At 43.9% G+C, this 24,077-nt stretch carries 19 protein-coding genes and 1 tRNA gene; 16 read left to right on the forward strand and 4 right to left on the reverse strand.

Annotation, left to right across the window (positions count from 1 at the left end; all coding sequences use genetic code 11):
- Window positions 1-31: 31 nt before the first annotated feature.
- Together FHW88_RS16030 and FHW88_RS30185 are read left to right on the forward strand one after the other, a co-directional pair.
- Window positions 32-2,947, forward strand: a complete 2,916-nt coding sequence (locus FHW88_RS16030; protein WP_176626725.1) for a response regulator — start codon at window positions 32-34, stop codon at window positions 2,945-2,947.
- A 79-nt stretch (window positions 2,948-3,026) separates the two neighbouring features.
- Window positions 3,027-3,188, forward strand: a complete 162-nt coding sequence (locus tag FHW88_RS30185; RefSeq protein WP_410505664.1) for a DUF1016 N-terminal domain-containing protein — start codon at window positions 3,027-3,029, stop codon at window positions 3,186-3,188.
- Window positions 3,189-3,484: 296 nt separating this feature from the next.
- On the opposite strand, the gene FHW88_RS16040 is transcribed toward FHW88_RS30185, so the two are convergent.
- Entirely contained in the window at window positions 3,485-4,381 is an 897-nt protein-coding gene (locus tag FHW88_RS16040) for a helix-turn-helix domain-containing protein (RefSeq protein ID WP_176626727.1), read from the reverse strand.
- A gap of 160 nt (window positions 4,382-4,541) precedes the next feature.
- Here FHW88_RS16040 and FHW88_RS16045 point away from each other — a divergent pair, with 160 nt between their 5' ends.
- The 3 genes from FHW88_RS16045 to FHW88_RS30430 all read left to right on the forward strand — a co-directional run bounded on the left by FHW88_RS16045 (window position 4,542) and on the right by FHW88_RS30430 (window position 6,875).
- Complete coding sequence (locus tag FHW88_RS16045) at window positions 4,542-5,303, forward strand: SDR family NAD(P)-dependent oxidoreductase (RefSeq protein WP_176626729.1); 762 nt, start codon at window positions 4,542-4,544, stop codon at window positions 5,301-5,303.
- 196 nt (window positions 5,304-5,499) lie between these two features.
- A complete protein-coding gene (locus FHW88_RS16050; protein ID WP_176626731.1) occupies window positions 5,500-6,483 on the forward strand; it encodes an aldo/keto reductase in 984 nt (327 codons plus the stop codon).
- Between the two features lie 77 nt (window positions 6,484-6,560).
- Window positions 6,561-6,875 carry a carboxymuconolactone decarboxylase family protein gene (locus FHW88_RS30430; protein ID WP_410505665.1) on the forward strand — a complete coding sequence of 105 codons (315 nt, stop codon included), beginning with the start codon at window positions 6,561-6,563 and terminating at the stop codon, window positions 6,873-6,875.
- 233 nt (window positions 6,876-7,108) lie between these two features.
- Here the strand turns inward: FHW88_RS30430 and FHW88_RS16055 are convergent.
- Window positions 7,109-7,182 (reverse strand) — tRNA-Met (locus tag FHW88_RS16055).
- 163 nt (window positions 7,183-7,345) lie between these two features.
- Between FHW88_RS16055 and FHW88_RS16060 the strand changes: the two genes are divergently transcribed.
- The 3 genes from FHW88_RS16060 (at window position 7,346) to FHW88_RS16070 (ending at window position 10,628) form a co-directional block, all read left to right on the forward strand.
- Window positions 7,346-7,726 carry an START-like domain-containing protein gene (locus tag FHW88_RS16060; RefSeq protein ID WP_090534561.1) on the forward strand — a complete coding sequence of 127 codons (381 nt, stop codon included), beginning with the start codon at window positions 7,346-7,348 and terminating at the stop codon, window positions 7,724-7,726.
- A 107-nt stretch (window positions 7,727-7,833) separates the two neighbouring features.
- Window positions 7,834-9,288 (forward strand): LptF/LptG family permease, encoded by a 1,455-nt coding sequence (locus FHW88_RS16065; protein WP_176626733.1) that lies wholly within the window; start codon window positions 7,834-7,836, stop codon window positions 9,286-9,288.
- A 134-nt stretch (window positions 9,289-9,422) separates the two neighbouring features.
- Entirely contained in the window at window positions 9,423-10,628 is a 1,206-nt protein-coding gene (locus tag FHW88_RS16070; protein ID WP_090534565.1) for a bifunctional 3,4-dihydroxy-2-butanone-4-phosphate synthase/GTP cyclohydrolase II, read from the forward strand.
- Window positions 10,629-10,776: 148 nt separating this feature from the next.
- Here FHW88_RS16070 and FHW88_RS16075 read toward each other — a convergent pair whose 3' ends face one another.
- The gene (locus FHW88_RS16075) at window positions 10,777-15,207 is read right to left on the reverse strand and encodes a translocation/assembly module TamB domain-containing protein (protein WP_176626735.1); all 4,431 of its coding nucleotides are present in this window, start codon (window positions 15,205-15,207) and stop codon (window positions 10,777-10,779) included.
- Window positions 15,208-15,408: 201 nt separating this feature from the next.
- On the opposite strand from FHW88_RS16075, the gene tsaD reads away from it, so the two are divergent.
- Both tsaD and FHW88_RS16085 read left to right on the forward strand, forming a co-directional pair.
- A complete protein-coding gene (gene tsaD / locus FHW88_RS16080) occupies window positions 15,409-16,446 on the forward strand; it encodes a tRNA (adenosine(37)-N6)-threonylcarbamoyltransferase complex transferase subunit TsaD (RefSeq protein WP_176626737.1) in 1,038 nt (345 codons plus the stop codon).
- 81 nt (window positions 16,447-16,527) lie between these two features.
- Window positions 16,528-16,713 carry a hypothetical protein gene (locus FHW88_RS16085; RefSeq protein WP_090534570.1) on the forward strand — a complete coding sequence of 62 codons (186 nt, stop codon included), beginning with the start codon at window positions 16,528-16,530 and terminating at the stop codon, window positions 16,711-16,713.
- A 30-nt stretch (window positions 16,714-16,743) separates the two neighbouring features.
- On the opposite strand, the gene FHW88_RS16090 is transcribed toward FHW88_RS16085, so the two are convergent.
- Entirely contained in the window at window positions 16,744-17,070 is a 327-nt protein-coding gene (locus FHW88_RS16090; protein WP_176626739.1) for an MmcQ/YjbR family DNA-binding protein, read from the reverse strand.
- A 103-nt stretch (window positions 17,071-17,173) separates the two neighbouring features.
- Here FHW88_RS16090 and FHW88_RS16095 point away from each other — a divergent pair, with 103 nt between their 5' ends.
- From FHW88_RS16095 to FHW88_RS16120, 6 genes are all read left to right on the forward strand, one after another.
- Window positions 17,174-17,788, forward strand: coding sequence for a class I SAM-dependent methyltransferase (locus FHW88_RS16095; protein ID WP_176626741.1), 615 nt, complete (start codon window positions 17,174-17,176; stop codon window positions 17,786-17,788).
- A 175-nt stretch (window positions 17,789-17,963) separates the two neighbouring features.
- A complete protein-coding gene (locus tag FHW88_RS16100; RefSeq protein ID WP_176626743.1) occupies window positions 17,964-18,527 on the forward strand; it encodes an adenylyl-sulfate kinase in 564 nt (187 codons plus the stop codon).
- 7 nt (window positions 18,528-18,534) lie between these two features.
- Complete coding sequence (locus FHW88_RS16105; protein ID WP_176626745.1) at window positions 18,535-19,413, forward strand: sulfotransferase; 879 nt, start codon at window positions 18,535-18,537, stop codon at window positions 19,411-19,413.
- Between the two features lie 245 nt (window positions 19,414-19,658).
- On the forward strand, window positions 19,659-22,106 hold the full coding sequence (locus FHW88_RS16110; protein WP_176626747.1) for a TonB-dependent receptor: 2,448 nt from the start codon (window positions 19,659-19,661) through the stop codon (window positions 22,104-22,106).
- A gap of 132 nt (window positions 22,107-22,238) precedes the next feature.
- Complete coding sequence (locus tag FHW88_RS16115) at window positions 22,239-22,919, forward strand: porin family protein (RefSeq protein WP_176626749.1); 681 nt, start codon at window positions 22,239-22,241, stop codon at window positions 22,917-22,919.
- Between the two features lie 121 nt (window positions 22,920-23,040).
- Window positions 23,041-24,000, forward strand: a complete 960-nt coding sequence (locus FHW88_RS16120) for a zinc-dependent alcohol dehydrogenase family protein (protein ID WP_176626751.1) — start codon at window positions 23,041-23,043, stop codon at window positions 23,998-24,000.
- Window positions 24,001-24,077: the final 77 nt, after the last annotated feature.

Below are 24,077 nucleotides of genomic sequence, written 5' to 3' on the forward strand. Positions count from 1 at the left end.
CCCGGCAGTTTTACGCAAACTTAATCTCAACATGCATCCAGCTAAATGTACCTTCGTCTTGTTGCTTTTGGCTTTGTACGGTACGGCCAATGCGCAAGACACGGTAATTCTGCATCATAAAGATTTCGGCGCCTACAATGAAATATCACTGCGTGATAAACACTGGTTCTTTCATCCTGAAATAAATAACGCAAATACACCGCCTGATGTTCGTTCCGGCGGCTGGGAAACTGTACAGTATACGGCGTTTGGCACAGACAAGCTACCCGCCGGGTGGAAAGGTATTGGCTGGTTTAATATTTGGGTAAAAGCAGGTAAGGATGTGGCAGGCCAAAAATTTGGCCTGCGCATTAATCATGATGGCGCGTCAGAAATATTTATTGATGGTGAGCCAATAGGCGGCTATGGCAAAATCGGCCACCCGGTTGAAGCAACGGAAGCCAACCGGGCACCATTGGAGATGATACCCTTTTGGTTAAAGGGCAATGCGCCGCATCTGGTAACTATTCATTACGCCAACCCTTTTGGTGTGTACCGTAATTTTGTAGGCTTTGAGGTGTTACTTACCAATTACGATTTGTATAGCAAGCGTATAATGCGCGCCCGGACGCTATATAATTTTGTGCCAATGTGTGCTGCCGCCGCCTTCATTCTTGGCCTGCTGCACTTTTTGCTTTTTCTGTTTTATCCGAAGCAGAAGCTGAATTTTTATTACGCATTGTTTGTTATGCTAACGGGCATCACCAGCGGGTGTGTATACCTTTTTTATTTAACTGCCCATCCGCAGCTGCAATATATTGCTCATTACATGATCTATAACCTGAAGGTGTTGCTTTTGTGGTGGGGGCTCATTTTGTTGTATAAGTTAGATTATGGCCAGGTACATCGCTGGCGCCAGGTTACCCTGGCGTGCGTATGCTCGGCCTATTTACTTTTTTACTTTTATAAATTTTATATATTAAAGGAAACTGATTTTCCTGATTTTTTTTCATCAGTTTTCCTGGTTTGTAATGTGGATGGCTTTATCTGTGTATATCACCTTATACGTAAAGGCAGGCGTAAGGCGTGGTTGGTTACAACGGGTGTAATGGCAGTTTTCCTGGTTTATATTTTTTGCTGGGATGATACGTTCGGCGTATGGCCTTACGGTTATAATTCAATGCGGGTATTTGTGATGAGCGCGGGCGAACTTGTTTTACCGGTGTGCCTCTCCCTTTATCTCGCGCTCGATTATGCCGGCACAAACCAGCAATTGGCCGCACAACTGGCCGAGGTTGAAGCATTGTCGGCTTCTGCACTGTCAAAAGAAGCTGAAAGAACCGAAATGGTTGCGGCTGAGGCCCGGAAGTTAGAAGCTATTGTACAGCAACGCACAGCAGAACTAAAAGAAAAGGCGGATAAGCTGCGTGAACTGGACGCTGTTAAATCAAGGTTCTTCGGCAATATTGCGCACGAATTCCGGACGCCGTTAACGCTCATCCTCAATCCGGTTAAGGAACTTGCCGGCAAGACCTCCGATCCATCATTGCTGAGGGATTACCGGATGATCCTGAATAATGCCGAGCGCTTGCTGAGGCTCATCAACCAGTTGCTTGATCTGAGTAAACTGGAGCAGGGATTAATGGAATTGTTGTACGAACCGCTCGATTTAAACGCATTGTTATTAGGCCATGTCCAAAGTTTCGAGCCGCTTGCATTGCAAAAGGGCATCACACTGCATTTCCGGTCAAACTATCGCGAACTTTGGGTAATGGCAGACCGGGATAAATTGGATAAGATCATGCTGAACGTTATCGGGAATGCGGTAAAATTCACGGAGGTCGGCAGGGTGGAGATTTTTCTTTATCACGATGATGGGGTGCCCGGGAATCAATATATAGTTCGCGTTCGCGATACAGGTAAAGGGATACCCAGATCAAAACTTCCCTATATTTTCAGTCGTTTTTACCAGGTCAATTCGCCGGGCAGCCAGGCTGCAGAAGGAAGCGGTATCGGTTTGGCACTTTGTAAGGAACTGATTGAGCTAATGGGAGGCAGTATTGCGGCAAATAGCTGGGAAGGGGCATTTACCGAAGTGGTGATCCAGTTGCCTTTAGACGAAGCGGCGGGCGGTCATGAGGGTGTAGTGGAATTTAAGACCATGAAAGCAGCCGCTGAAAGCGAAGAAGCAAAACCTGATAAAACCGAGACCGATATGGACTTGATTTTGCTGGTAGAGGATCACCGGGAGCTCCGTGACTTTATTGAACGTCAGCTTGCGGAGCAGTACCGGGTAATTACCGCTTCGGACGGCAAGGCCGGAATCACAATGGGTATAGAACAAATTCCGGCACTCATTATTACCGATGTGATGATGCCCGATACAGATGGTTATGAGTTGTGCGGGATATTGAAAAAAGACGAACGGACAAGCCATATCCCGGTCATCATGCTGACAGCAAAGGCCGACGTAGATAGCCGTGTAAAAGGTATTCAAACAGGAGCTGATGCTTATCTTGCCAAACCTTTTGAGAAGCGCGAACTGCTGGCCCTGATCGGGAATCTGATCGGGACGCGCAATGTTTTGAAACAACATATTGCAATGCACAAGAGATGGCTGATAGAGTTGCCCAATATGCCGACGATAGAGCAGGCTTTTTTAAATAAGATAAAAGCCGCGGTTGAAAATAACCTGGATGACAACAGCTATGGAACCGATCAGCTGGCTGGGGATATTGGTATGAGCAGAATTCAGCTGCATCGAAAATTAAAGGCAATAACTGGCCGGGCCCCTGGCGAACTGGTACGCGAAATACGGTTACAGCACGCACACGATCTCCTGGCGCGCCGCACAGCCACCATTGCGGAAGTGGCTTACCAGGTAGGTTTCAGCAGTCCGGCAAGCTTTTCAGCAAGTTTTTCACGGCATTTCGGTTTTTCGCCCAAGCAGGTAAATTCATTGCATTAACTCCATTTATTAAGCCAGATCTTTTTCTTGCTGCTCTTCTTCAAAACCGGAATATGGCAGTGGGTTTTCGAAACGGCAGATAGAATTATTTAGGCAGTTTTATAGCATGTTTCCAATTGCGAACGCACTTCGTTCGCAATTGGGCCGGACACATTACAAGAGAATATTGCGCATCGATAATTCAGATAAAAGAGATTTTTACATAGCGGAAGCCATAAAGAATAATTGGACGACACGTTAGTTAGAACGCCAGGTTCATAGCAGTTTATGAGTAATGACAAAGATAGCGTGTTGGCAGTAGCCCGAAATGAGAAGGAACTATCTGATGCCATAGAAATCATAAAAGATCAAATATGAAAGTTCGAACTTCAAGGCTTTTTGCTTGAAATGTAGCCATATACATATGTCGAACTTTTTCTTGGAGGATTTGCGTAAAATGGTGTTTTAGAAAAAGGTTCGAGAGCGGCGCATCGTATTTCTCGAACTTTTTTCTGCATCATAACAATGTTCGGGAACTCTCAAGGTAGATGCTTGGTTTCAATTCAATCTCCTGTATTCATTTGGCGTGACACCTACCTGTTGTTTAAACAGGCGGGTAAAGTGTGATGGGTATTTGAAGCCCAATTCATAGGCTATCTGACTGATGGTTTTCCGGTCGTCAAAGATTTTCTCTTTTGCCGCGTCGATCAGTTTGAGCTGGATAAATTCAAGCGGTGTTTTGCCGGTTTCTTTTTTGATCAGGTCGCCGAAGTAGTTAGCCGATAGGTTGAGTTCGTCTGCAAAGTATTTTACAGCCGGTAAGCCAATTGTTTGCGGTTTGTCAGAAGTTAAATAACCATTCAATAAACTTTCAAAGCGTTCGAGGATACCCTTATTCACTGTTTCCCGGGTAATAAATTGACGGTCATAGAAACGTACACAATAAGTCAGCAGCAATTCCAGATTAGCTACGATGACTTGTTTGCTGTGTTTGTCAATAGGGCGTTTCGTTTCCGTTTCGATTTTCGCAAAGCAGTCTTTGATAATCTCCTGCTCATCTTCTGAAAGATGCAGCCCTTCATTAACCTTATAGCTAAAGAAATTATACTCATGAAAATGACGGGCAAGGTTAGTGCCGCGTATCAGGTCAGGATGAAAAACAAGTATCAGTCCTTGGGGTTGGCGCCATTCTTCATTGCTTTCAATATGAAGAACCTGCCCCGGTGAGAAGAACACCAGCGTTCCTTCCTGAAAGTCATAATGACCTTTTCCGTAACGGAGGTCGCCAACTTTTACGCCTTTCAAACTAATGGCATAAATACCCATGTGCATGTGCTTAATCTGATTGGGCTTCGCCCTGGACAAATCCAAAACGCTGATCAGCGGATGATAGGTCGGGTGATTACCAAACTTATTATAGGTGCTCACACTGTCGAAGTTGATGCTGTGTTCCATAACCGGATGAATTAATACACTCAAAATTACAGGTTTTCATTCCAGCAACGGCTTCTGCCGGTCACAATATGTAAAAATGGTAAGCATCCCCGTAAAACGTATAAGTTAACATTTCTATACGCGGGCTAATTTTGCACTATCAATTTTAAACATAGAAAATATGGAAATCTCATTCAGTAACAAAGTGGTTCTGGTTACAGGTGCAGCATCGGGCCTTGGCCTGGCAACAGCTAAAGCCTTTGCGCAGGCAGGCGCAGCAGTTGCCCTGGCCGATGTGGATGAACCAGCCGTTAAGGCGGTGGCAAGCGAACTGAGGCAGGCCGGATATAAGGCCATAGGCATCGGCTGTGACGTAAGTAACGAAGCAGAAGTTGCAGCAATGGTGGAATATACTATTACTACACTGGGGGGCCTGGATGCAGCCTATAACAATGCAGGTATACAAGTGCCGGTAGCGGAAACTGCTGATGCATTGGGGGAAGACTTTGACCGCGCTATAGCAGTAAACCTTCGGGGCGTTTTTAACTGCCTGAAATATGAACTGCGCCATATGCGCGAACAAGGGAGTGGTGCTATTGTCAACTGTTCCTCACAAGGTGGCCTGATCGGCACCGCCAACTTAGGCGCTTACACCGCTGCCAAACATGGCGTGCTGGGTTTAACCAAATCATCGGCCTTAGAGTATGCTGCAAGAGGTATTCGCATCAATGCCATTTGCCCTGGTGTCATCGAAACGCCGATGGTTTCCAAAGCCATTAAGGATGCGCCTGAGCACATGGACGCGATCATCAGATCCATTCCAATGGCAAGAGTGGGTAAGGAAGACGAAATCGCTTCAACCATTCTTTGGCTTTGCAGTCCGCTTGCAGGCTTTATGGTCGGACAGGCCGTTGCGCCTGACGGTGGTTTTACCATAGCCTAAGACTGTTGTAAATACATTTCAACAAAATCTTAATTATCAATAATTATATTATGGTAAAGGTATTTAGGATAACAATAATCTTGACGGCGGAAAGATGTTGCCACTGTATGGCCGCACAATTTCTGCTGGATATTAACAAGGCCTTAACGCCCCGAAAAAAATACGCTTGATTTAAAAACATATAAATAGATATATTATGAAAACAAGAAAATTAGGAAGCCAGGGTTTAGAAGTTTCAGCTATTGGCTTAGGCTGTATGGGTATGAGCTTTGGTTATGGCCCTGCTGCAGACAAAAATGATATGATCAAATTGATTCGTCGTGCAGTAGAAAAAGGCGTTAGCTTTTTCGATACCGCTGAAGTTTATGGCCCGTTTGCCAATGAAGAACTTGTGGGAGAAGCATTGGCACCATTTGGCCACGAAGTAAAAATTGCCAGTAAATTTGGCGTCAAAATAGAAGATGGCAAACAGCTGATGGATAGCCGCCCCGATACGATCCGTAAAAGTATTGAGGGGTCGCTAAAACGACTGAAAAGAGATGCTATTGATCTTTACTATCAACACCGTGTAGATGTTAATGTGCCGATGGAAGATGTAGCCGGAACCGTTAAAGACCTGATACAGGAAGGTAAAGTTAAATTCTTCGGTATGAGTGAGGCTGGTGTCGATTCCATCCGCAAAGCGCATGCTGTTCAACCATTAACCGCATTACAAAGCGAATTTTCGTTATGGTGGAGAGAACCCGAAGAAATCATCATACCTACCCTGGAAGAACTGGGTGTCGGCTTTGTTCCGTTTAGCCCGCTTGGTAAAGGGTTTTTGACCGGTAAGATTACAGAAGATACTCAGTTTGGGGACAAAGATGTGCGCGCCAATTTTCCGCGTTTTCAGAAAGAGGCAATCGAAGCAAACCAGGCATTGATCGACCTGATCGGTAAAATCGCCAAAGATAAAGATGCCACACCGGCACAGATTGCTATTGCATGGGTACTGGCACAAAAACCGTGGATCGTTCCGATTCCGGGAACTACTAAAATCCACCGCCTGGATGAGAATTTGGGAGGTGTTGAAGTTGAGTTAACACCTGCTGATCTGAAAGATATTGAAGATACCGCTGCTCAGATAAAAATTGTAGGCGACCGGTATCCGGCTGCTATGCAAAAAAGCATCAACCGCTAATTTAAATTTTAACAACCGGTCCTGCCTCTTGATGCAGGATCGGTTTAACACACATTTATCATGGAAATAGTGCTCAAATATTAAATACCCGGCAACAGGATCTGGACAAAATATCTGCATTCACTTCGGTCGGCAATATTCCCAAATTAAAGCAAGCGTTAACAGCGGCGTTAGAAAATGGCTTAACCGTTAACGAGATCAAGGAAGCATTAACACATCTCTATGCTTATGTCGGTTTTTCACCATGTATATTAGCATTAAACACTTTTAAAGCATTAATAGACGAGCGTGAGGCAGCCGGAATAAAAGACGTTGTTAGAATAGAAATCGCACCAATTCCGCAGGAAGATAATCGCGGATGGGCGTATTTTAAAAGAGTACCTTTTTGCTGATATTTTTGATCGTGATTTAGTAGTCTCTGGGCGAGATGAACCTTAAGGAGAAATCGAACTGCAAAAAGATTGTTGATCGTAGTGCCATCCTATTTTTTTGACTGTTAGCTACAACCGGTTTACGAATTTCTTTACTAAAATCGAATTAGTAAAGCTCGGATTGTAATTGTCTGGCTTATAGATTTTTATTAGCATAAAAAAAGGAAACGGCCACAGGGTGGTGTTTCCTTAAGTAGCGGGGAGCAGGATCGAACTGCCGACCTTAGGGTTATGAATCCTACGCTCTAACCATCTGAGCTACCCCGCCGTTTTTATTTTTATGGCTCTTTTTGTGGTTAATAAAAAGAGTGGCTTTGCTATAAAACAAACGGCCGTCCCTAAAAAGGTTTGCAAATATAGTAGAAATTCGTTTTCTTTAGAAAAAATGTTTCACATTTACTTTTGTTCCTGTTTTTTTAAGTGTAAACCGAATGTCCGAAAAGAAAAAATTTACCATTGAGTACGAGATTAAGTCATCTCCGCGTATCCTGTTCAGCTTCTTAAGCGAGCCTAATGGCTTGTCTCAATGGTTTGCCGATGAGGTTAATATTCGTGACCATGTTTATACTTTTACATGGGATGACGAATCGCAAAAAGCCAAACTTTGTTCAGTTAAGGAAAACAGATCCGTACGTTTTAAATGGCTCGATGATGATGCCCAGTATTATTTTGAAATGGAAATAATGCAGGATGAACTTACCAATGATGTAGCCCTGGCCATTACTGATTTTGCCACCGAAGATGCCATTACAGAACGAAAGCAGATCTGGGATAACTCTATCGATTACCTCATAAGTGTATTGGGCGCCTGATAAAACTTTATTTTAGCTAATTTTGTACGCTGAACTGGTTTTGCACGTTAATTGGTTTTAACTGTGCGGCTAACTGGTTTTGCCCCTGTTAATTGCAAATAGCACTAATGAAGAAGATCCACCTTTTACTCCTTAAATCGTTTATAAGGCCTTTTTTGGTTACGCTTTTCATCGTGATGTTTGTGTTGCTGATGTTGTTTTTGTTTAAATACATTGACGACCTTATTGGAAAGGGCTTTGCCTGGTATACCATCCTGGAGCTCATGATGTATAATTCGGCCACCAATGTTCAAATGGCCCTCCCGTTATCCATCCTGCTCTCTACCATCATGACCTATGGCTCCCTTGGCGAGAATTACGAGCTCGTTGCCATCAAAGCTGCCGGTATTTCATTAAGACGTGCTATGTACCCGATGATAGTCATAGTTACCATACTTAGTATTGCCGCGTTCTTTTTTTCTGATTATATGCTGCCGGTGGCCAACCTTAAATATTATTCGCTGTTGTATGATGCCCGGAAACAAAAATCGGCCGATTTGCTGCCCGAGGGGGTGTTCAGTACCAGTTTTCCCGGCTACACAATCCGTGTAAAGCGTAAGGACCCGGACGGACAGCGGTTGTATGATATCATGATCTATAAAAAAAGTGAGAAAGGTGATAATAACAATTCGGTGATCCTGGCCCGCGAGGGCACCATGTTCCGCACCATGGGCGATAAATACCTGGTATTACGTTTAAAGGATGGGGTGACATATGAAGAAACCGCTTCCGAAAATGCTACATATAATACGAGGCAGCGCCTGCTGCGGGAGCGTTTTAAGGAAACCGAAACCAAGTTTGATCTGTCGGCATTTAAGCTTACCCGTACCAGTGAAAGCGAGTTTAAGTCCGCATCGCAAATGATGAACATTAAACAGCTGAGGCATTATCTCGATTCGTCGCAGCGTTCAGTAGATAGCAATGTGATGGTGAATTATAAACTGGTTACCCCATACATTAAATACTATTCAATACCTGCGCAATCCAAGGTTATTAAAAAATATAAAGAGTTTGATCCTAAAAAAGATGTTTTTCAGGGCCTTACCTTATCCGAACAGCAAATGAGCCTCAACAGTGCGGCTTCCGAAATAAGGTCGATAAAGGATGTGATCAAAAACCGGAGCGACAGGTATAAAGGCGATTCGGAAGGTATCCGCAGGTATTTTGTAGAGTATCAAAAAAAATATAACCTTTCGGTAGCTTGTTTGGTATTGTTTTTAATCGGTGCGCCGCTGGGCTCCATTATCCGCAAAGGTGGTTTGGGTTTGCCGGTAGTAGTTTCGGTGGTATTTTTCCTCATCTACTATATCATTACCACTATCGGCGAAAAATCGGTTAAGGGCGGCGATATTAACAAGTACCTGGGCATGTGGATTTCTATTATCACGCTGCTGCCTATCGGTTTGTTCCTTTCTTATAAAGCGGCTACAGACTCCGCCCTGTTTGATATGGAGATTTATAAACGTTTTGTAAACCGCGTGGCAGCAAAGTTTAAGCCCAAGGCAACCCGCCACGGTCATTAACGGTATATTTAATAAAAGCCATATTATAAAAGCATTATCATTTTACACAAGGCCGACCCAAGTCATGGTAATATGCGTTAAATTTGATTTAGATTAAACAAGCGTTTAGGCGCTACCCAACAAGTAAGTATAGAATGTTAAACACCATACAGGAAGCGATTGAAGAAATCAAAGCAGGTAAAACAATTATCGTAGTTGATGACGAAGATCGTGAAAACGAGGGCGACTTTTTAACGGCCGCCCGCAATGCCACCCCCGAAACAATTAATTTTATGGTACGCCATGGCCGCGGCCTGGTTTGCGCCCCAATTACAGCGCAAAGGGCGCGCGAGCTTGACCTAATGCCTATGGTAAGCCATAACACCACATCGCACGAAACTAACTTTACGGTTTCTGTCGATTTGCTTGGTCATGGCTGTACTACAGGTATTTCTGCAAGCGACAGGTCAAAAACCACACTTGCGCTTATCGACCCGGCTACTAAACCCGAAGACCTTGGTCGCCCGGGGCATATTTTCCCGCTGATAGCCAAGGATGGCGGTGTACTGCGCCGTACAGGGCATACCGAGGCTGCGATTGACCTGGCCGTTTTAGCCGGTATGGAACCTGCCGGCGTTATTTGCGAAATTATGAAGGAAGACGGCGAAATGGCCCGCCTGCCCGATCTGCTGGAGATAGCCAAAGAATTTAATCTTAAAATAGTATCTATCAAAGATCTCATTGCTTATCGCCTGGAGCATGAGTCGATGGTAAGACGTGAAGTAGCTGTTAAAATGCCTACCGAATGGGGCGATTTTGACATGATAGCTTATACGCAGGTTGATACCGGCGAAAATCACCTCGCTCTGGTAAAAGGAACTTGGGAGCCCGGTGAGCCTATTTTGGTCCGCGTGCATAGCTCATGTATGACCGGCGATATTTTTGGCTCATGCCGTTGCGATTGCGGTCCGCAGTTGCATAAAGCAATGGAGATGATCAGCAAGGAAGGTAAGGGCGCTATTGTTTATATGAACCAGGAAGGCCGCGGCATTGGCCTCATCAATAAATTGAGGGCTTATCACTTGCAGGAAAACGGTTATGATACTGTTGACGCTAACCTAAAGCTGGGCTTTAAGATGGATCAGCGCGATTATGGTATCGGTGCGCAGATCCTGCGCAGTTTGGGTATCACCAAAATGCGTTTAATGAGCAACAACCCCAAAAAACGGGCAGGCCTTATCGGCTACGGTTTGGAAGTTGTTGAGAATGTGCCTATCGAAATAGCGTCAAACCCTCATAACGAAGCTTACCTGCGCACCAAACGCGACAAGATGGACCATGCCATTATGCGGGATCATTGATCGTTATAAGCTAAAAGCGAAAGGCTGAAAGCCCAAAGCGAAATAAATAATTTATAATAAAAGGCTTAAAGCAGATCGCTTTAAGCCTTTTATTATTCAATGTATTTGTGCAGGAAAGCTTTTGGCTTTTAGCTTTAAGCCTTCGGCTCTACTGATCCTCATCTTCATCGGGCCTGGTTGCCGGTGTGGTAATTGACGATGGGATAGGAGCGGGGTTAACCGGCGCATTTTTGCGGCGGCCCTGTCTGAATATGTTCCGGATAAACTCACCGAAGGTATCAAAGTCACGCTGGTAAACCAAACCTAATCCGTTTACATACTGTGGTGCCAGCACATCTGTAAGGCTGCTTAGTGTTACGTTGTTTAACGCCCTGTAAGAGTATCTTGCCGTTAAGTTGCCGTCACGGCGTATTTTGTATAAGGCCTCAAAGTCTTTGGTGAGGCTGTTAAACCGTTGGTTAAACAGGTTGCTGTTGCTGTTATTAAAAATATCATTTGAGCCGTTGTTGCTGAACAAGCTTCCGTTAAATGATAGCCTGCTATCAAAAAAGCGCAGCGAAGCACTTGCCTCGTTGAAGGAGCGTATATTTAAGTCGAAATTTTTAATATTTGATTGCGAAATCAGGCTGTTAAGCTTGTTAAATGCAAATTCGCTCACGGCCTCGCCGGCTGTGCCCAGCACCTGGTTGGTTAAGTTATTACTGTTTGAGGTAAAGTTACGGCGAACGATAATACTGATAGCCTGCTGGCTCCGGTTATTGGCATCGGCAAGGTAAGTTGACAGATCGTCTTTAACCGAAGGATCGGTAGGGAAGTTAAAGTCAAAATCAATATTAGGCTGCAATAGAGATTTGGTCAGGATCAGTTCGGCCTGTACCAAAGTTTGCTGCCCCGAGGTAGGGGTTTGTAAACCCGCGGCAGTGTACAGCGGCGCCTTACTGGTACGTACCTCATACAGGGCTTTAAGGTTAATCTCGGCATTTGAGGGGTTACCTGTCCACCTGATGGTACCGCCCTGGCTTACTGTAAAGTTTTTACTGATAAAGTTTTTGGCAGTAAATTCAAACTTGCCCGATGATATCAAAAAGTCACCGTACATCTCAAAATCGCCCAGGCTGTTAATATTTAATTTTAAATTACGGGCTACGCCGCTGCCCTCAAGTTGCCCATAATCAGTAGCTATTTTTACAATAGTTTTTTCATCGGCGCTCAAATCAAAGTTTAGGGTAACACCATTAAAAGCACGCTCTTTGGCAACAACTTTGGCGGTATCACTATGGCTTACAAATTTAATGAAATCATAATCGTTGGCGGTTGACGAGGTGTTGAGCGGTATATTGAAAACGGTACCTGCATTGGTGCTGGCTGTAATATCAATCTTCATGTTATCAACCGGTCCGTTGAAGTTAAATGTGCCTGTGCCATAAGCCGTACCATAATAAAGGTGGTTATCTTTAAACGTGGTATTCAGGGCCATCAGGTTATCGGCTTTAAGGCTTACATTAATATCCGGGTTAGATAGGTTATTGAGGTTTACGGTACCATTGGCGGTTCCGATACCTTTGTGAATGTCTTTCAAAACCATATCCTTAATGCTGATAATGCTATTGTTGACATCCAGCTTATTATTAACCGTATAAGCTGTTTTTAAATAATTAACGGTAAGGCCGGTATTAACAAGGGTAACGGTGCCATTAAGCTGGGGGTTTGATGGCTTGCCGGTAAGCTTCAGGTCGGTTGAAACATGGCCTTTTATATCCGAAACGAGGTCTTTAACAAAAGGCTCAAATATAATAGCTTCGGTTTGGTTCATCTTGATATCAAAATCAAGGTTATCATCAGTCTCTTTGCCAAACGAGTAGGTGCCGCCAATGTTCATGGTTTCCAGGCCGCGGTTAATGATATTCATATTAACATCGGCTTGTTTACGGTCGTTACCAAGCATGGTGGCCAGTTTCACATTACCTATCAGCGTTTTGTTCATGGTAAGTGAATCAATGGTTAAATGCGAATCGATGCCCGGAGATTTGAGCACTGAGGTCAGTTTAACATCGCCATCCAGGTAGCCCTTTAAGTTTACCCCCGAAGTGCGCGTGAGCTGGTTAAACGTACGCATGTTAAACTTCCGGAACGAGAGCTTTAACTGATCGGCGGGATTATCGGATATAAAACCATCGATAAATACTTTTTGCGGCCCGTTTGAAAGCTCAAAGCCCGATACCTGCGTTTTGCCGTCCAGTAAACGGATGCGCACCTGCTCCTGGATCTTCCATTTCTCTTTTTCCAGTATCACGTCTGATGGTAGTAGCTTCAATTTGGCCGTGGTATCGCGTCCAAATTCAACCAGGCCATAAAGGTCCAGCTGGTTAACAGCGTTTTTATCCGAGAGCTTAACGTTAAAGTTAAGGCTGTCGTTTTTCAGGAAGTTGGTAATGTTGATATCCTTTATAAAAAGACTGTCGGTTAGGTCAACCCGCCTCAGGGATACGTTGAGGCCCAGCAAGCTATCGGTAGTGTTTTCGTCAATAATAAAATCATGGAAAACTGTTTTGCCGTATTTAAGCGTTTTGATATAGCCCGATAGCGTAGCTGTTTTCTTTTCCGAGTTAAACTGCCCAACAAAAGTTCCTTGCTCAGGGATTTTCAGATCGGGCAGGAAGATGGCTGTAAGCGGATCGAGGTTTTTAAGGTTGAGATTAAAATCAAACTCCTCCGGCTTAGGCGGCACTATAGTTGTTTTTATGGAAGGGATATACTTTTTAACGATGGTTTTAAAATACGAAGGCAGGGTTGCAAGGTCATATTTGCCCTTGATGCTGCCATCGGCAAAGTCAGATTTTAAAGCGATGGTGCGGTTATTGCCTATTCCTTCTGCTGATAGGTAAAGCGAGTCAACCGCATAATTATTCCGCGGATTGACCACCCTTGCCGGGGAAAACAGGATGTTCCCCTGCAAATTGGCCAGGTCATCGCCTTTAAACTGGGTTTTAAGCAGCGTGCTTACAGTTAAAGTATCTTTGGTAAAACCAAGCTTGTTCAGGTTAGCGTCCCTGATATCGGCAGTTAAATCATAAGTTGGCAAAGCGGGATTAAGGTTAACCTTGCCTTTAAGGTCAAGCTTTATGTTCCTGTCGTTTATGGTAATATGAGCGTTGGCCAGCCTGTTTATAAAACTGCCGTTAAGTGTAAGCCTGTTATAGGTGTAGTTATTATAGGTGACGGATGCGATTTTTGCATCCACTTTTTCAGTAAGGCTTTTCAGCGCGTCGCCGCTGCCCTGTATGTTTGAAGTAAAGGTGGCCCTGCCCAAATCGCTTTGATCAAGCAGGGTGCCCAGGTCAAAGGCATAGGCGTTAACCCTGCCGCTATAGCTTGGGCGGCCATTTTTATCAATTTTAAGGTTGATGTCTGAATCAAAACGACCGAGTGCAGTTTTAAAAATACCATAGGCAACAAAATCATTCTGCGAGCCGGTAAACCTGCCGGTAAAATTAAAGTTGCCAAATTTGGAAAGTATGGCCGGAGCCTTTTCTGTAGGCGTTCCCGAAAAATGGCTGATCAGGTAATCAAGGTCTTTTTTGTTGGAGGCAACCTGGTCAAATTTTAGCTCAAGGAATGCGTTATCCCAATCGGTAAGGTTGTGCAGGTTAAAATCGCCTTTAACAAAAGTGGCCTGCCCGCCGCTAATGGTCACTTTTTTGGCTTTGAGGTTGTTCACATAACCTTTGGCTTGCCCGTCGATACCCAAATCAAAACTCACTTTTTTTAATGAACTGGTAAAGTAGGCGATATCCGATGACGAAATGCGTGACGATTTAAAGCTGGCATCCATGTGTACCTTATTTTCAAAATCGTCAAAATCATCAAACGATTTAAACTTCATCCGGAAATAATCCTTTAGGTCTGATCGGGGTGTTTGAATGGCGAGGTGCCTTAGTAAAATCTGATTGGTATCTATTGTAGCGTCCGATGCGAAGTGTTTTACCGTAAAGCCGCTTTTTTCATGCAGGCTTAAGCTTTTTATATTAGCTTTAAACAGGTGGTTCTTTAAATCCATACCCTGTATCAGCGTGCTGAAATGCTGAACATCCAGGTCGTTAAAGTTAACCCCGGCTATCACCGTATCGCGCAGGCTATTCTTATACCTGAAATGAAAGTTATTGATAGCAATAGTGCCAAAATTTAGCGTCCAGGGTTTGTTCTGGTTTTTTTTGGTGGTATCCGCCGAATTAAAATAATCTATAACAAATTGCAGGTTGGTAGTACTGTCTTTTTGTTTTTTGAGATAGAAGGAGCCATTATCCAGTTCGATATTGGAAAAGTTGATGGTACGGCGTTTAATACTTCTGAAAAGATAAAAACCCTCAACATCAACAGCTAATCGGGGTGTGCTTAGTAAAGTATCCTGTTTCTTATCCAAAATATAAAGCCCCTCAATTACCACCGAGCGAAATGGCCTGAGGTAAAGGCTTTTAATCCCAACTTTGGTTTTCAACTCGCCGGCAATGTAAGCTGCCGCTTTTTTGGCGGCCCAGGTTTGTACCGGCTTAAACTGAAATGTGAGCAAAAGTATGCTCAATGTCAATAAAATGAACAATACCAGGCCCAGGAATATTTTGAGTACTTTTTTAATAACTTTGCACCTTTAATTAGTGAGTTAGCGAAATAATGAGTTGGTGAATTTTCCTCTATCCCTATACAATTAGTAAGAGGAATTGGTTTGCTTCTCATTAATAAATCACTAATTCACTAAATCAGTAAATCAATAATTAATAAACACGTGCCCGTAATTTTAGGAATCGAATCATCATGTGATGAAACCTCAGCTTCGGTTTGTGTTGATGGCGTGATCATGAGCAATGTTATTGCCAATCAAACCATACACGAGGCCTATGGAGGCGTGGTCCCCGAGTTAGCCTCAAGGGTTCATCAGCAAAATATTGTTCCGGCTGTTCAGCAGGCGTTATTAAACGCAAAAGTAAGCAAAAATGATATTGATGCGGTAGCTTTTACACGCGGCCCCGGACTTTTAGGCTCGCTTTTAGTAGGTGTATCATTTGCCAAAGCTTTCGCACTGGCAAAAGGCATCCCGCTTATTGATATTAACCACATGCAGGCCCATATCCTGGCCCACTTTATCGGCGATAAAAATCCCTCGTTCCCTTTCCTTTGCCTTACCGTATCTGGCGGGCATACGCAAATTGTGCTGGTGAAGGATTATTTTGATATGGAGATCATAGGGCAAACCCTTGACGATGCAGCCGGCGAAGCCATGGATAAAACCAGTAAAATTTTAGGCTTGCCATATCCCGGCGGACCGCTCATTGATAAATATGCACGCCAGGGAAACCCTGATGCTTATAAGTTCCCGGAGCCGCAGATCCCGGGGTATGATTTTAGCTTTAGCGGGCTGAAAACCTCCATCCTGTATTTTATCCGCGATAACGTAGCTCAAAACCCTGATTTTGTTAACCAGAACATGGCCGATATCTGTGCGTCTGTAGAAAAACGGATTGCTACCATCTTGCTTAACAAACTGCAAAAAGCGGCACAGGCATATGACATTAAAGATATAGCTTTGGCGGGTGGCGTATCGGCCAATACAGGCTTGAGGTTAGGACTGCAGGCCATGGCCGAACAAAATGGGTGGAACAGCTTTATCCCTAAAATGGAATACTGTACTGATAACGCCGCCATGATTGCTATAGCAGGCTATCATAAATTCCTTAAAGGCGAATTTGTAGGACAGGACGTTGCCCCGATGGCGAGGATGGCGTTTGCCCCCCAGCCCCCTAAAGGGGGAGCTATGGTGGAGTAATTTAACGTACAGATTACAGGCAGATTGGCATTTCAAATAAATAACACATTAAAACTCCCCCTTTAGGGGGCTGGGGGGCATATGAACGCATCAGGATATATTTTTTACATTGTTTTTGTTATTCCGCTAATAGCTGCGATGGTTTGGCTTATGCGCCAGGATAAGAAAAAAGGGAAGATTGGGCTTGTAGTGCTGGCGGTTTTGGTAGTAGGGGTTTTGATTTACGTTTATCTTAACCGGGAAGCGCTGAACGGCGTAAGACCCTAAGGAGGATAAGCCTGTTTGTTGATAATCGGCTCAGCCACTCTTTATCATCTCTTCATATTCCCTGATCAACTTTTTGGTGGCCCTTGCAAGGTAGGCTGTTATTAACAGTTGCTTCAGATCGCCGGGTGATACGGTTTCGAGGCGCACCAGCATATATTTGTAATTTTGATAATGCGGAGTGATGAAAAAGGTATGCGGATCAAGCGCTATCCATTTTTCGCGCTCGGTGGTGTAAATGGCCAGTTGCTCATCCTTTTCATGTATGTTGGCGAAGATCTTATCGTTAACATAAAATGCGGGATGCTCAAAGTGCATTTTGGTGGTAACGCCCGGGAGCGGAAGCAATGTGCTTTTCATAAACTGCAGAAATATTTGCATATCGGTAGCCATACTTAAAGTTAATAAGTTTTCTCCATGGCATCCAATAAAACAGTAATTTCGGGTGCAAAACAGTATGGCTATGAACAGCAATAACCTCCGGAAATTATACGGCGATATCGATATCTATTTATTCGACCAGTTATTAAAAGGACGTTTTGACGATTGCCGCACTATACTTGACGCAGGCTGCGGCAACGGGCGAAACATACCTTATTTTTTGCAAAACGGTTTCAGCGTTTATGGTATTGATCAAAGCGAACATGCTGTTGAACTTTCTAAACGCTTATCCGCCGAGCTGTGTCCCGATCAGTCGCCTGATAACTTTAAACTGGCCGCTGTCGAAAATCTGCCTTTTGATGACGGGCAGTTTGACCTGGTAATTTGCAGTGCCGTGCTGCATTTTGCTAATGATGCCGAACATTTTGACAATATGGTACGCTCACTATGGCGCGTACTGAAACCAGGAGGTTATTTCTTTGCAAGGCTTGCATCTGATATCGGCATTGAAACATTGGTACAGCCTTTGGGTAATTACCGCTACCTGCTGCCCGACGGCTCCGAACGGTTTTTGGTAAATGAAGAGATCCTGCTTGAATATACCCGCGAGCTGGGCGCACAGCTTTATGAACCTATAAAAACCACCAACGTGCAAAACCTGCGCTGTATGACAACCTGGTGCATGCAGAAGCAGTAACCATAATTAATTGCTGAAGTTTTCTCTCCGTCTACATCATTTTGCTGTTCATCGATACAATGTTGCCATGTATCGACACAGTAAGTGTTAACAACAATTTCGTCCGAAATATTTGCGTTAAGCTTTCAATAATGGTTTACACAACAATTATTATTAACGCTTAACACACCACTTTATGATTATTCTGCTTTGCGGGTTATCCGGATCAGGTAAAACCACCCTTGCTCAACATGTTAAAATGAGGTTATCTGATACCGATATCCCTGTTGAAATTATTGATGCTGATGTATACCGTCAAAAGCTGTTCCCTAACCTGGGTTACACTAAGGAAGACCGTTTTGAAAATATCCGCAGGCTTGGTTTTATAGCCGGTAAATTATCCGGGCATGGCGTTGTAACCATCATCAGCGCTATAAACCCATACGATGTGATTCGCCGCGAGCTGATGGCTACTTATCCTGATGTAAAGCTGATCCATATCGATTGTCCCGTAAAAACACTGTTGCAAAGGGATACCAAAGGACTTTACAAGCGCGCGTTATTGCCCGAAGGCCATCCGGACAAGGTAACTAACCTAAGCGGTATTAATGACCCTTTCCAAATCCCGTCGTCGCCTGATTTGTATATCAACACCCATATTACCAGGCAGACCGAGGCAACCGAAATGTTGGCAGGTTTTATTCTTGATAACTATCAGCAGGTGCAAATTAAGCAGCTACAGCCGGCCGGCCGTTATTAACCAAGGTATGATCAATACAACAGTTAAATTCACGCCCCGGCAAACGTTAATTATTGCGGGGATGCACCGTTCGGGTACATCGCTTATAACCAACTGGTTAAGCCGCTGCGGCCTGCAAATTGGCGAGCGCTTATGCGGCAGCGGTACAGGCAATGTTGATGGCCACTTTGAAGATCTGGAGTTTTTGAAGCTGCATGAAGAGATCCTTGATCGTAACAGTTTGGAAGTATCGGGGCTAACCGATACCCGGGATATTGAAGTGCCGCTTTATCAACTTGAAAAGATGAAGGCAGTAATTGGCATTAAACAGCAGCTTTATAACCAATGGGCCTGGAAAGACCCGCGCACCTGTCTTTTTTTGGATACTTATGCCAAGCTGTTGCCCGGTGCGCGGTACCTGGTAGTGCTGCGTAATTATCAATCGGTAGTTAGTTCATTACTTAGGCGTGATTTTGTATCCGTTGACCAAAAGTATATGGCCCGTAAATATATTCAGCGCCAGGTTTGGACTCATTTCAGACGGCCGCGCAGGTTGAAGGCTTTTTACCATGACCATGCCGAAAGCTATTTAAAAGTATGGATCAATTACAATGAAGCAATATTGAAAATGCTTAAAAAGCTGCAGCCCGATGATTACCTGGTAATTAATTATTCGCAATTGCTCGAAAACGACACCGAAGTTTTTTCGTTTTTAACCGGCAAATGGAAGTTTGCACTCAATTATTTCGATTTTAAGGACGTGTACAAGCAGGAGTTGATGAACAAAGCAGATGATATCAGCGAGTTTGTTACCGATAAAACATTGCTGATAAAAGCAACCTACCTGCTGAAACGTTTGGGCAGCTATATGCGGGGCAGTGAAAGTTTTCCGGGGAGGGAGGGGTAGTTTTTTAGCTTGCCTGATATTGTAGTCGCCGGAGATCTTCTTAAAAACCTCTTCTAAATATTTCTCATATTCCCAATTAATTCAGAGCCATTACCCTACATAGTTAGAGATTCCCTTTTTTAAAACCTTATTTGTAATTAATCTAAATAAATATAACTTTGCGCCAAATCCGGGTTGCAGGTTATTAAATTTTGTGGCTCGATTAATACTGCTGATCCTTCAATCAATTCATTATTAAGTAAAATATGCATTTTACATTTACCCCTATTCTTGCTTCCGGTAAGCCGGCTATAACAAATGTATCTTCAACTCTTAAAGTAGTGATCAAAATAGCTTTTAGCTTTATACTGGCGATGCTGTTTTTAAACTACAATGCAACTGCGCAAACCGGCACAGGAACTATAAAAGGTACTGTAAAAACTGCCGATGGTAAGGCTGCGGAGTATGTCAACATTGTTTTAACCAATACTAAGTTTGGTGCTACTGCCGGGCAAAGCGGCCATTTTACTATTAAAAATGTTCCGGCAGGTACATACACCGCGGTTGCAAGCTTTATCGGCCTGCAAACGCAAACCAATGAGGTTACTGTAATTGCAGGCGAAACTGCCACTGTAAACTTTGTTTTAACCGAGGGCGCTAAAGACCTGCAGGAGGTTTATGTTAAAAGCGCCAGGCATAACAAATTCCTGAAGAAAGAAACTGAAGATGTTGCCCGCCTGCCGCTGAAAAACCTTGAAAATCCGCAGGTATACAGTGTAGTTACCAGCGAACTGATGAAAGAGCAGATTGTAACCAGCTATGCAGATGGTTTTAAAAATATCCCGGGTACGGGTGTGCCATTAGTATATAATAACGGACGTACTACCTTGTTATCAAGAGGTTTTGTTACCGGCAACTTTATCCGTAACAGTGTAGCAGGTTATAACTTTAACGGCATCGACCCTGCCGATATTGAAAAGATAGAAGCTATAAAAGGCCCTACCGGTACGCTGTTCAATAGCAGCCTGGCTTCGTTTGGTGGTTTATTTAACCGCGTTACCAAACAACCTAATGAAACGCCGCGTACCGAAATTGCTTATCAAACAGACAGCTTTGATCTCAACCGCCTTACGGCCGATGTTAACATGCCTTTAAATAAGGATAAAACGGTGCTGTTCCGCGTGAACGCGGCATTGCACAATGAGCATAGTTTCCAGGACGCGGGCTTTAATCGTGGTTTTTTTGTAGCCCCCAGCATAACCTACATCGTTAATGATCGTTTATCGGTTGATGTTGACGCCGAAATAGGTAACTCGAACGCTACTTCGGCCTACAGGCTTGCCCCGGATATCAAAGGAAAGATCTATAATGTTAAAGATCTCGGCATCGACTATAAACGTTCTTTCGGTAACAATAGCGTTGATTACCTGAGCAGGCAAATTGATCTTTATTCATTGATCAATTACAAGATCTCGGATCACTGGAAATCGCAAACCATGTTCAATAAAACTTTTTCTACTACCAAGGGCATGGTTACCGCGTTTACCCTTGTCGATAGTAGCAAGCAGATAAAACGGCAGGTTACCCAGGAAGATTATCCTTATTATATCACCAACGTACAGCAAAACTTTATAGGCGATTTTAAAATCGGTCAGTTCCGTAACCGCATTGTTGCAGGTTTGGAGTATTACAATCAAAAAAGCAATAATACCAACGTTACCGTAAGCACACCGGCAATAAGTTATCTTGACCCGGGAGCAGCTTATAATAGTTTTACGGCAGACAAAGTTTCGGCACTTGTAGCCGCCGCCGCTCCCAAGCCCGGCGATTATGTTCAAAACAATCAAAGTTCATATGCGGCCTATGTATCGGATGTGTTTAATATTACCGAGCGCCTGAATGCCATGGCCAGCATCCGTATCGACAGGTTTGTTAACAAAGGCGCTTACACACCCGCCGATGGCAAAACCACCGGCAATTTCAGTCAAACGGCATGGTCGCCCAAATTTGGTTTGGTTTACCAGGTAGTTAAAGACCAGGTATCGTTATTTGGTAATTATATGAATGGTTTTAATAATGCTACTCCTACAGCCACAAGCTTTGATAACTCAACTTTTAAACCCCAATATGCCAACCAATGGGAAGGTGGTATAAAGGCCGACATCTGGGATCATAAAATCAGCTCGACAGTTAGTTACTATAATATTTCTGTGACTAATACCATAATGGATGATCCGGCACATACTGGATTTATTACCCAGGCAGGCACCCAGTTAAGCAGGGGCATCGAGGCCGAAGTGATCGCCAATCCTTTGAGTGGCTTCAATATCGTCGCTGGTTTTGCTTATAACGACAGTAAAATTACTAATGCAGCCCCTGGTGTTGCCAGTATTCTGGGCTTGCGTCCGGCCAACTCCGGCCCGGCAAGGTTGGCCAACTTATGGATGAGCTATCGCATTACCCACGGTAAAATTCAGGGTTTGGGTTTTGGAGTGGGTGGCAACTACGGAAGTGATTCATACCAAACCAATACCGCTGCGTTTAAATTCACCATACCGTCATATACCACGGTTGATGCCACTGTGTTTTATGATCAGCCTAAATACCGCATAGGCTTTAAGCTGGACAACCTGACTAACGAAAAATATTGGTCGTTCCGTTTGGCGCCACAAAACCCAACTCGTGGTACATTAAGCATGAGTATTAAGTTTTAAAAATAATAGCACACAATTATAAAAGGCTTACCTCATTTAAGGGTAAGCTTTTTTTATCGCTAAAATTTATTGTTGAATGTCGCATCCCGGTGCATTTTTTCGTATCCCTTCTAAACCATACTTTACACAAACATGAAATTACATTTAACCTTGTCGTCCCTGCTATTATTGGCATGTTTTAAATTGTCCGCACAAACAAATGCTATTCAATTTGGCATCAGGGCGGGCGTAAGCAGCACCTGGTTATCCCGGACGCCCGGCACGGATGTGCAGATCCGCGATGCCGAAAAAAGCGGGTCCGGCTATTTCGCCGGGGCCTTTGCCAGCTTTAATGTCAACAGGTTTTCGTTGCAGCCGGCTATTATTTTCAATTCATTAAGCAGTAAAACTACCGAAGAAGTTTTAAGCGGAGATATTGTTTACCGGATGTATGGCAAATGGCGTTTATATTATATCCAGGTGCCGGTTAACCTGGTTTATAACATTCCGGTTCATGGCGGCAAATTTTATCTGGGCGCCGGGCCATATATTGGTTGGGCTTTGTCAGGTAGGTTTACACCGGTAAGCAATGAATCGCCGGGGCAATCATCTCCCGCCGACTTTAGCTTCAAAGCTAAATTTGGCAGTGATGAGAGGAGCAATTTTAAATCTTTCGACTATGGAGCCAACGTAGTCGCCGGCTTTGAGTTTGATAACGGTTTAATAATTAATGCAGTTCATAATTTAGGGCTTGCTAATATCGAGGTTGGTAATTACCCATACAAGAAAACCAGGACCCGGAACCTGGGCATTGCTTTGGGGTATAAATTTTAGTGAAGCTTTTTAGCTCAGTTTTGCAAACCAGGCCTGTCAACATGCTTATTTTACCTTATACTCTTTGAGGTTAATGTTAACCTCATTCAAAACTTTCATAGCTGAAATTTGTATTTCAACTATGAAAGCATTGGTTTTTGAGCAGGCAGGCAATGCCGCTGATGTGATACAACTGAAACATTTAGCCTACCCGAAACCGGCTTCCGGCCAGTTGCTCATCAGGGTGAAGGCCTGCCCTGTACACCCGGCCGACCTGCTTTTTATTGCCGGAAAATACCGCTATCAGCCGGTGCTGCCCCAAATAGCGGGACTGGAAGGCGCCGGTTATGTTGAAGAAGCCGGGCATGACAGCATTATCCCCAAAGGCAGCCTGGTGGCTTTTAGCAAAATAGGGGCATGGGCACAATATGTGGTAGTCGATGAACAGGACGTAGTATTATTACCCGATACCTTCCCCTTAGAAAAAGCCGCGCAATTATTACTCAATTCGTACACTGCATATGGTTTAATACAGGAAGCAAAAGTTAAAAGCGGCGATTGGCTGCTGCTTACCGCGGGCCATTCCACAGTATCGCGCATAGTAATACAACTTGCCGCCGAAAAAGGTATTTGTGTTATAGCCACCGTACGAGATGAGGCGCAAAAACAAGAGTTATTAGCTTTAAAAGCCGAGGAAGTAATAGTTCCGGAATCCGGCAAACTTAAACAGGTTATTGATAAAATTACCAAAGGCAAGGGCATTAAAGCAGCGCTTGATGCGGTAGGCGGGGATCTGGCTACCGAAATAATATCCTCGTTATCGCCCGGAGGGCACCTTATTGTTTATGGTTTGCTTGATCCCCAGCCGGCTGCCTACCTCAATGCCGAAGTCGTTTTTAAAAACCTGGTCATTAAAGGTTTTGGTGTGAGGGGATACGTGGCAGGGCTTTCGCTCGAAGAAAAAACTCAGATGATCAGTCATTTAGTACATTCCATTGGCAGGGCCGAATTTCAGCTTGCAGCATCGGCAACTTATACAGTTGATGAGTTTGCGCAGGCTTTTGTTTATGATAAAGGGGGGAAGGTTTTATTAGCGTTTTAGCTATAAAATAGTTGTATTAAATAGTTAAACAAATCGTAAATTTAGCATTAAGCGCACGGGTCTCGTACGTACCTAAA

The sequence above is a fragment of the Mucilaginibacter sp. SG538B genome (assembly GCF_013376065.1).
In the GTDB taxonomy this organism is placed as follows: Bacteria; Bacteroidota; Bacteroidia; order Sphingobacteriales; family Sphingobacteriaceae; genus Mucilaginibacter; species Mucilaginibacter rubeus.

Coding starts and splice junctions, on each gene's coding strand:
- FHW88_RS16030 (WP_176626725.1), top strand. CDS start 32: ATGCATCCAGCTAAATGTACCTTCGTCTTGTTGCTTTTGGCTTTGTAC.
- FHW88_RS16040 (WP_176626727.1), bottom strand. CDS start 4,381: ATGGAACACAGCATCAACTTCGACAGTGTGAGCACCTATAATAAGTTT.
- FHW88_RS16045 (WP_176626729.1), top strand. CDS start 4,542: ATGGAAATCTCATTCAGTAACAAAGTGGTTCTGGTTACAGGTGCAGCA.
- FHW88_RS16050 (WP_176626731.1), top strand. CDS start 5,500: ATGAAAACAAGAAAATTAGGAAGCCAGGGTTTAGAAGTTTCAGCTATT.
- FHW88_RS16060 (WP_090534561.1), top strand. CDS start 7,346: ATGTCCGAAAAGAAAAAATTTACCATTGAGTACGAGATTAAGTCATCT.
- FHW88_RS16065 (WP_176626733.1), top strand. CDS start 7,834: ATGAAGAAGATCCACCTTTTACTCCTTAAATCGTTTATAAGGCCTTTT.
- FHW88_RS16070 (WP_090534565.1), top strand. CDS start 9,423: ATGTTAAACACCATACAGGAAGCGATTGAAGAAATCAAAGCAGGTAAA.
- FHW88_RS16085 (WP_090534570.1), top strand. CDS start 16,528: ATGAACGCATCAGGATATATTTTTTACATTGTTTTTGTTATTCCGCTA.
- FHW88_RS16090 (WP_176626739.1), bottom strand. CDS start 17,070: ATGAAAAGCACATTGCTTCCGCTCCCGGGCGTTACCACCAAAATGCAC.
- FHW88_RS16095 (WP_176626741.1), top strand. CDS start 17,174: ATGAACAGCAATAACCTCCGGAAATTATACGGCGATATCGATATCTAT.
- FHW88_RS16100 (WP_176626743.1), top strand. CDS start 17,964: ATGATTATTCTGCTTTGCGGGTTATCCGGATCAGGTAAAACCACCCTT.
- FHW88_RS16105 (WP_176626745.1), top strand. CDS start 18,535: ATGATCAATACAACAGTTAAATTCACGCCCCGGCAAACGTTAATTATT.
- FHW88_RS16110 (WP_176626747.1), top strand. CDS start 19,659: ATGCATTTTACATTTACCCCTATTCTTGCTTCCGGTAAGCCGGCTATA.
- FHW88_RS16115 (WP_176626749.1), top strand. CDS start 22,239: ATGAAATTACATTTAACCTTGTCGTCCCTGCTATTATTGGCATGTTTT.
- FHW88_RS16120 (WP_176626751.1), top strand. CDS start 23,041: ATGAAAGCATTGGTTTTTGAGCAGGCAGGCAATGCCGCTGATGTGATA.